8 protein-coding genes and 1 pseudogene are annotated in these 7,739 nt (G+C 34.9%); 4 read left to right on the forward strand and 5 right to left on the reverse strand.

The window, feature by feature from the left end; all coding sequences use genetic code 11:
- The 3 genes and pseudogenes from AACY61_RS05825 to AACY61_RS05835 all read right to left on the reverse strand — a co-directional run.
- Nucleotides 1-317 (reverse strand): annotated as a pseudogene (locus AACY61_RS05825) (zinc carboxypeptidase); the annotation flags it as partial.
- A gap of 81 nt (nucleotides 318-398) precedes the next feature.
- The gene (locus AACY61_RS05830) at nucleotides 399-788 is read right to left on the reverse strand and encodes a PUR family DNA/RNA-binding protein (RefSeq protein WP_339610644.1); all 390 of its coding nucleotides are present in this window, start codon (nucleotides 786-788) and stop codon (nucleotides 399-401) included.
- 66 nt (nucleotides 789-854) lie between these two features.
- Nucleotides 855-2,612, reverse strand: coding sequence for an ABC transporter ATP-binding protein (locus AACY61_RS05835; protein WP_339610645.1), 1,758 nt, complete (start codon nucleotides 2,610-2,612; stop codon nucleotides 855-857).
- A 131-nt stretch (nucleotides 2,613-2,743) separates the two neighbouring features.
- On the opposite strand from AACY61_RS05835, the gene AACY61_RS05840 reads away from it, so the two are divergent.
- The 4 genes from AACY61_RS05840 to yajC all read left to right on the forward strand — a co-directional run bounded on the left by AACY61_RS05840 (nucleotide 2,744) and on the right by yajC (nucleotide 5,713).
- A complete protein-coding gene (locus tag AACY61_RS05840) occupies nucleotides 2,744-3,847 on the forward strand; it encodes a Glu/Leu/Phe/Val dehydrogenase dimerization domain-containing protein (protein ID WP_339610646.1) in 1,104 nt (367 codons plus the stop codon).
- Between the two features lie 67 nt (nucleotides 3,848-3,914).
- Entirely contained in the window at nucleotides 3,915-4,841 is a 927-nt protein-coding gene (locus tag AACY61_RS05845) for a transcription antitermination protein NusB (protein ID WP_339610647.1), read from the forward strand.
- Between the two features lie 63 nt (nucleotides 4,842-4,904).
- The gene (locus tag AACY61_RS05850; RefSeq protein ID WP_339610648.1) at nucleotides 4,905-5,414 is read left to right on the forward strand and encodes a DUF1573 domain-containing protein; all 510 of its coding nucleotides are present in this window, start codon (nucleotides 4,905-4,907) and stop codon (nucleotides 5,412-5,414) included.
- A 5-nt stretch (nucleotides 5,415-5,419) separates the two neighbouring features.
- A complete protein-coding gene (gene yajC / locus AACY61_RS05855) occupies nucleotides 5,420-5,713 on the forward strand; it encodes a preprotein translocase subunit YajC (protein WP_339610649.1) in 294 nt (97 codons plus the stop codon).
- A gap of 141 nt (nucleotides 5,714-5,854) precedes the next feature.
- On the opposite strand, the gene pepT is transcribed toward yajC, so the two are convergent.
- Together pepT and AACY61_RS05865 are read right to left on the reverse strand one after the other, a co-directional pair.
- Nucleotides 5,855-7,093, reverse strand: coding sequence for a peptidase T (gene pepT / locus AACY61_RS05860; RefSeq protein WP_339610650.1), 1,239 nt, complete (start codon nucleotides 7,091-7,093; stop codon nucleotides 5,855-5,857).
- 132 nt (nucleotides 7,094-7,225) lie between these two features.
- Nucleotides 7,226-7,739: hypothetical protein (locus tag AACY61_RS05865; protein ID WP_339610651.1), on the reverse strand; the 514-nt coding region annotated here is incomplete at its 5' end.

Here is a 7,739-nt window from a genome sequence, read left to right on the forward strand (position 1 = left end):
AAACGAATTTGTTCCAGATTTCTGTGGTTTTCAGGAGCGGTAATTGTCAAAAGAATGAGTGGTCTGCCTTCATAAGTGGTTCCTCTGTTTTCTATAGTGATACGATCACTGGCATTGGCAAGTGCATACATATAGCTCACCAGCTTATCATGGGTGATATGCCATTCGCCCACTTCGTGACCGATACTGCTTTTTGGGGTTGGAATATTCTTGTTATAGGTTACATCATCGGGAAGATAATAATTTAGATCAATGGGTTCATTTTGAGCAAATAAAGAACCAGAAATGAATAACAGAGAAAATAGTATTTTACGCATAGAAAAAAATTTAAAGGCTAAAGATAAAAAAAACCGCTCTTAAAAAAAGAAGCGGTTATAAATAGTTGAAATAAGATAGAGTTAAATATCTTCAAAATTGAGGTCAGTAAAGCTTTCAGTGCTTTTACTGTCTTCATTCTTTTTATTTTGAGAATCTAAAGAGTCTTCTTCCTTTTTATAGTCTGATTGGTGGCGTTCACTAATAACCTCTTCTCCTTTTTCATTAATGATGAATTCTATCATTTCTTCCACATTTTCTTTGAAACTGGCAAAATCTTCTTTGTACAGATAGATTTTGTGTTTTTTATAATGAAAAGATCCATCATCATTGGTGAATTTTTTACTTTCTGTGATGGTTAAATAGTAATCGCCAGCTCTGGTAGCTCTTACATCAAAAAAATAGGTTCTTCTTCCGGCGCGCAATACTTTTGAAAAAATTTCTTCTTGCTCCATCATATCTTTTTCACTCATAGTTTAAATTGTTTAAGAATATTTCAAGTCAAAAATCTAAAAAAAAAACCTACTGAGCAACATTTTTTAATTATCTTTTTCCAAAAGTTGTTTGGCATACAACTCTTTGTAATAACCATCAATGTCAATAAGTTGGCTGTGAGTGCCTTTTTGAATTATTTCACCGTCTTTGAGAACCAAAATAGTATCAGCATTTTTAGCAGAGGTAATTCTGTGACTTACAATAATTGCTGTTTTGTTTACAGACAATTTTTGTAAATTGTTAATAATGGTTTCTTCTGTTTCTGTATCAACCGCTGAGAGACAGTCGTCAAACAGGTAAATCTTAGGGTCTTTTATTAAAGCTCTGGCAATTGATACACGCTGTTTTTGCCCGCCGCTGAGTGTAATTCCGCGTTCGCCCAAAACCGTCTCATATTTTTTTGTGAAACCAAGTATGTTGTTATGTACAGCCGCTAGTTTAGCAGCTTCTTCTACTTCTTGATTAGTAGCTTCCTCTTTCCCAAATTTGATGTTGTTTTTAATACTGTCACTAAATAAAAAGGCATCTTGAGGGACATAGCCTAAAGCCTTCCGGAGGTTCTTTAAATTAAGACTTTCAATAGGCTGTTCATCAATTAAAATAACGCCTTCGCTAACATCATACAACCTTCCAATCAGTTCCAGGATTGTTGACTTACCAGAGCCGGTGTGTCCTAAAATTGTTATCGTTTCACCGGGGTTTATAGTGAATGAAATATTTTTTAAAGCTGTAATATTTGTATCAGGATAGGTAAAGGAGACATTTTCAAACTCAATTTTTCCTTGAATAGGAGTTATTACATCAGTATTGTTTTTAATTTCAGGCTCTTCTTTAAGAAACTCATTGATTCGTTTTTGTGATGCTTCAGCTTGTTGTATCATAGAAGTCACCCAGCCTACAACCGCCACCGGCCACGTAAGCATATTCACAAATATAAGAAACTCTACAATGGTACCCAGCTCTGCTATTTCACCTGATATGTATTGTTGACCTCCCACAAATATAACAACAAGGTTACTGGCACCAATAAGTAACACCATCAATGGAAAAAAGAGGGCCTGAACTTTTACTAAATCAAGATTTTTGTCTTTACTTTCGTTGGCTAAAACTACAAAGTTTGTTTGTGTTTGTGGCTCAATTGCATAAGCTTTTATAACCGAAATACCACTAAATATTTCCTGAGTAAAGGTTGTAAGTTTGGATAAATATTGTTGAACAATTGTACTGCGTTGATTGATGGCAACACTCAGTTTGTAAATCGCTATTGATAAAACGGGAAGTGGTGCAATAGTATACAAAGTAAGCAAAGGTGCCTGACTGAACATATACCAGATTACAACAACAAAGAGCGTGATGGTCTGAACACTGTACATCAATGCAGGCCCGGCATACATGCGTACTTTTGAAACATCTTCGCTAATGCGGTTCATTAAATCACCGGTTCTGTTTTGTTTATAAAAACTCAGTGATAAGGCCTGATACTGTTTAAACACTTCATTTTTTAAATCAAACTCAATTCTACGTGAGACAACAATAAAGGTTTGCCGCATCAAAAAAGTAAACAATGCAGCCAGGAGAGTGGCACCAATCAGCAAGCCTATATTGATGAGTAATTCATTTTGAATTTGACTTAAATCCTTTGAATTATCTTTTAGATATCTATCGACAACAGTTACAGAATCACCAATCAATTTAGGGGTGATTATAGCAAACAAGCGGGCGAAAACTGTGATAATTAGACCAAGTAACAACATACCGCGATACTTGATAAAATATTTATTGAGGTGTTTTAATTCTTTCATTTACAGGATGAGGCTTTCCTTGGAATGAGCCATTTCAATTTAACACATTTTTTATTGAAACTCATGAAATAAACTACTACTTTTGCACCGCCAAACTTATAAGGCAGGTACATAACAAATCACAAAAAAATATGATTACAGAAGTTATAAAAGCGAACGATATTCAAAAAGCAGATCCTGTTTTTGGTCAACTTTCGTTTGATGATCATGAGCAAATTGTTTTTTGCAACGACAAAGATACAGGATTAAAAGCAATTATTGGAATTCACAACACAGTATTAGGACCTGCTTTAGGAGGAACAAGAATGTGGAATTACAAAAGTGAATGGGATGCGTTGAACGATGTGTTGCGATTATCACGCGGAATGACATTTAAGTCTGCCATTACCGGCTTGAATCTTGGAGGAGGAAAAGCTGTAATCATTGGGGATGCCAAAACTCAAAAAACTCCGGAATTAATGAAAAAATTTGGTGAGTTTGTTCATTCATTGAGCGGGAAATATATTACAGCCGAAGATGTAGGAATGGAAACCAGTGATATGGATACTGTGCGTTCTGTAACTCCTTATGTTACAGGTATCTCAGAATCTCTTGGTGGAGCTGGAAACCCTTCACCAATAACTGCCTATGGGGTGTTTATGGGTATGAAAGCAGCTGCAAAATACGCTTATGGAAGTGATGTCCTGGAAGGTAAAACAATTTTTGTTGAAGGCATAGGTAATGTTGGAGAAGCGCTTGTGGAGCACCTAACCAATGAAGGAGCAGAGGTATTTATTGCTGATATTAGCCAGGAACGTTTGGAGTATGTAAGAGATAAATATGGAGCAGTAATTTATGGAGGAAACAATTTATACGCTGAAAGAATGGATATCTATGCCCCTTGTGCACTGGGCGCAACCATTAACGATCGTACTGTTAATCAAATCAACGCTAAAATTATTGCCGGTGCAGCAAACAACCAATTGGCTGACGAACAAAAGCACACAAAAATGCTCCAGGAAAGAGGAATTGTATATGCTCCCGACTTTTTAATCAACGCAGGAGGAATCATTAATGTATATGCTGAACTGGAAAATTATGGTAAACAGGAAATCATTAGAAAAACTGAAAATATTTATAACACAACACTGGAAATTTTAAAGAGTGCCGAAATAGATAAAATAACAACACATCAGGCAGCTTTAAAATTGGCTCAGGAACGCATTGAAACGCGAAAAAGAGAGAATAAAAAATAAATAAAATTCAACGATGTACTGGGCTAACCCTGAACATCGTTGCTTTTAAAGTTCTTTATATCAAACTATGCTTACACGTAGACACATTCGGGTTAAAGTACTTCAGTCACTTTATGCCTATAAAAACCAGGAGCAGGCCAATCTTCAAAAAGAAGAAAAGTTTCTGTTAAACAGTATGGAAAAAATGCTCGACTTATATTTGTTGATGCTTTCTTTGATGCTTTCCGTTCGTGACCAAGCTGAAAATTTTATGGAACTTTCAAAAAACAACGATGTTAGCCCTAGTAGAAATTTTATAGACAATACAGTTCTTAACTTACTTGAAAAGGATCCTTCTTTTAATAACCTCATTGAAAAGCACAAATTAAATAATTGGCAAACTGACAACGAATACCCTCAAATAATTTCTAAAGAGTTAAGACAAGACGAATATTATAAAGAGTATTTAGCACTAAAATCACCAACACTTAAGCAAGATAAAGACTTTATAATTTACTTTTTTAAAGAAGTTATTGCACCCAATGAAAAGCTTTATGAGTATTTAGAAGACAGTCAGTTAACCTGGGTTGATGACTTTCCTATTGTGAATACAGCAATACTTAAAGTGCTTAATTCCATAAAGACTGAAAATAATCCTGTTAAATGGACATCAGGCTTGTACAAAAATGATGACGACAAGCAGTTTTCAGGAACTTTGTTTAAAACAACCATACAGGAAGATGAAACTTTAATAAAAGAAATAGAAGGAAAAACGCCTAATTGGGATCAGGAACGTATTGCAGAACTTGATTTAATTATTATAAAAATGGCATTGGTGGAATTTTTACATTTCCCTTCCATACCTGTAAAGGTCACAATCAATGAATATCTCGAAATAGCAAAGGAATATTCAACTCCAAAAAGTAGTTTGTTTATCAATGGTTTGTTAGATAAAATATCGAAAGATTATACTATTTCCAATAAAATTAATAAAACAGGAAGAGGCTTACAGTAAACCATTTTTTTTTATTAATTTAGTGCCCGTCAAAAAATCAAAAAAATCAAAAAATTTTAACCCATGAAAAAATCAATTTTTATTGTTGCCCTGGCTGCAGTATTTACCTTTACTTCTTGTAAAGAGAATGCAGCTGACAAAGTAAATGAAGAGAATGTGGAACAAACATCTCAAGCTGCTGCAAATGCAGCATCAAAAAGTGAAGAAGCTCCGGGAAAATACCCTGTGATGACTTTTGATAAAACAGAACACGATTTTGGAAGAATCGCTCAAGGTACAAATGTAGAACACTTGTTCACTTTTACAAATACAGGAGAAGCTCCGTTAATTATTTCTGATGCTAAAGGAAGCTGTGGTTGTACTGTTCCAACCTTTACAAAAGAACCCGTAGCACCCGGCGATACCGGAGAAATGTTAGTGAAGTTTAATGGTTCAGGTCAAAATCAGAGAACCATTTCAGTAAATGTATCTACAAATACTCAAAAAGGAACTGAAAGAGTTAGTATTAAAGCATTTGTTGAGCCAAAAGATGGTGCAAAAGCAAGCGGACTTTCAACCAACACTTCTAAATAAATAATATGGATGGATTTTTAGGAGGTCAGTTACCTTTCTTTATTCTAATGTTCGTTGTGGTCTATTTTTTTATGATTAGACCTTCTATACAAAAACAGAAAAAAGAAAAGCGTTTTGCAGAAGCATTATCCAAAGGAGATAAAGTTATTACAAAGAGTGGTCTTCACGCCAAAATTTTGGATATCAATGAAGACGGCACAGTAATTCTTGAGTCGGGTGCAGGAAAAATGAAATTTGAAAAATCTGCATTATCAATGGAAATGAGTGCAAAACTTAATAGTCCGGCTGAAAAAAAATAATTTCCAACATAATTTAATTAAAAACCACTTTCATCGAAAGTGGTTTTTTTTATTTAGAATAATTCATTAATAATTTAAGAGTAATACAACAATTTTATGTTCAATAAAAAAATAAGAAGTTGTTAAAAACAGAAAGTAGGCTTATAATTTTTCAGCTTGTAGTTTGGCAATATTGACAATCACTTCTACTGCTTTTTGCATACTCTCAACGGGTACATATTCATAGCGTCCATGGAAGTTGTGACCTCCTGCAAAAATATTGGGGCAAGGAAGACCCATAAAACTGAGTTGCGAGCCGTCTGTTCCCCCTCTTATGGGTTTTATGATTGGGGTAATTCCGGCTTGTTTGATGGCCTCTTCTGCAATATCAACAATGTGCATAACGGGTTCTATTTTTTCCCGCATATTGGAATACTGATTGGTAATTTTTACCTCAATGAGTTCCTTTTCTAATTGCTCGTTCAATTCTTTAGCCAACTTTTGAAATATTTCCTTTCGGGCTTCAAATTTTTCTTTGTCATGATCTCTTATGATATATTCCAATACCGTTTTATCGACTTCACCATTGATGTCGGTAAGGTGGAAAAAGCCTTCTCTGCCTTCTGTATGTTCAGGAGTTTCCAGTCGGGGGAGGGAATTGATGAAATCGGTCGCGATATAAAGACTGTTGATCATTTTTCCTTTGGCATAACCGGGATGTACTATTTTTCCTTGGATTGTTACAACTGCTTTGGCAGCATTGAAATTCTCATACTCGAGTTCTCCAATCTGGCTTCCGTCCATCGTATATGCCCAATCGGCTCCAAATTTTGCAACATCAAATTTATGGGCACCACGACCTATTTCTTCATCAGGAGTAAAACAGGTGCGAATTTTACCATGCTTAATCTCAGGATGCTGTAATAGATATTCCATTGCGGAAACGATTTCGCAAATACCGGCTTTATCATCTGCGCCCAGTAAAGTGGTTCCATCTGTTGTAATAAGGGTTTGCCCTTTGTACTGCAACAAATCCTCAAAATAAGAAGGGGAGAGTATGGTATTTTCTTTTTCGTTTAAAACGATGTCTTCTCCGTTATAATTCTCAATGATTTGAGGTTTTACATTGGCTCCGGTAAAATCAGGTGAGGTGTCAAAATGGGAAACAAATCCAATGACAGGTACATCTTTTTCAATATTGGAGGGAAGTGTTGCCATCACATAGGCATTTTCATCGATGCTTACATCACTCATCCCAATCGATTTGAGTTCCTCAACCAGTTTGTTGGCAAGGTTCCATTGTTTTTCTGTACTGGGGGTGGTGTCACTTTCAGGATCACTTTCAGTGTCAATGGTGACATAGGATATAAAACGGTTAATGAGGGCTTGTTTATGTATCATTTTAAACTAAAAAATAGAAAATTCAGAGTGTGAAAAAGTTTAGACGTAGTAAACTTTTCATTTATTTTTTTCACTACAAAGTTAAGTTTTTTAGCTGATTTTTAAGTATTGAAATTATATATTAAATACCATTTATTCAACCCTTTCAAACGATTCTTTTTGATGATACATTGAAATTACTTTATTTTCTTTGATATTGAAGCCAATGATAGTACCTGATCCGGGTATAAGTTCGACACGCATTGTATCTGGGTTAGGGAAGGGGGTTGCTGTTGTGGTTAATTTTCCTGAGGCAATAAACAGGGTCTCATTTTCATAGCTTATTTTAATTGTTCCCAGATTTTTATTATAAAATATACCGGTATATGCTTCTTTTGGTAAGCTTAAATTCCAGGTTCTTTCACTTAATTTATCTTGATGCTTCAAATGATATTTCCTTTGTTTTGATAAAGCTTTTGGGACTTTTTTTGTCAATATTTTTTCAGCTTCTTTTACCTCTCTGTGATTGTTTAGGTAAAGATTGTAAGCATATTTGACAATCAAATTTGCGGCAGTCATTCCCATATCTGTATTGGTGAAAACGGCTATTCCGATATTTTTTTTAGGAATAAAAGAGAGGTGAGCAAAATAGCCTGTATATCCGCCA

Source organism: uncultured Planktosalinus sp. (genome assembly GCF_963973675.1).
Taxonomy (GTDB): Bacteria; Bacteroidota; Bacteroidia; order Flavobacteriales; family Flavobacteriaceae; genus Planktosalinus.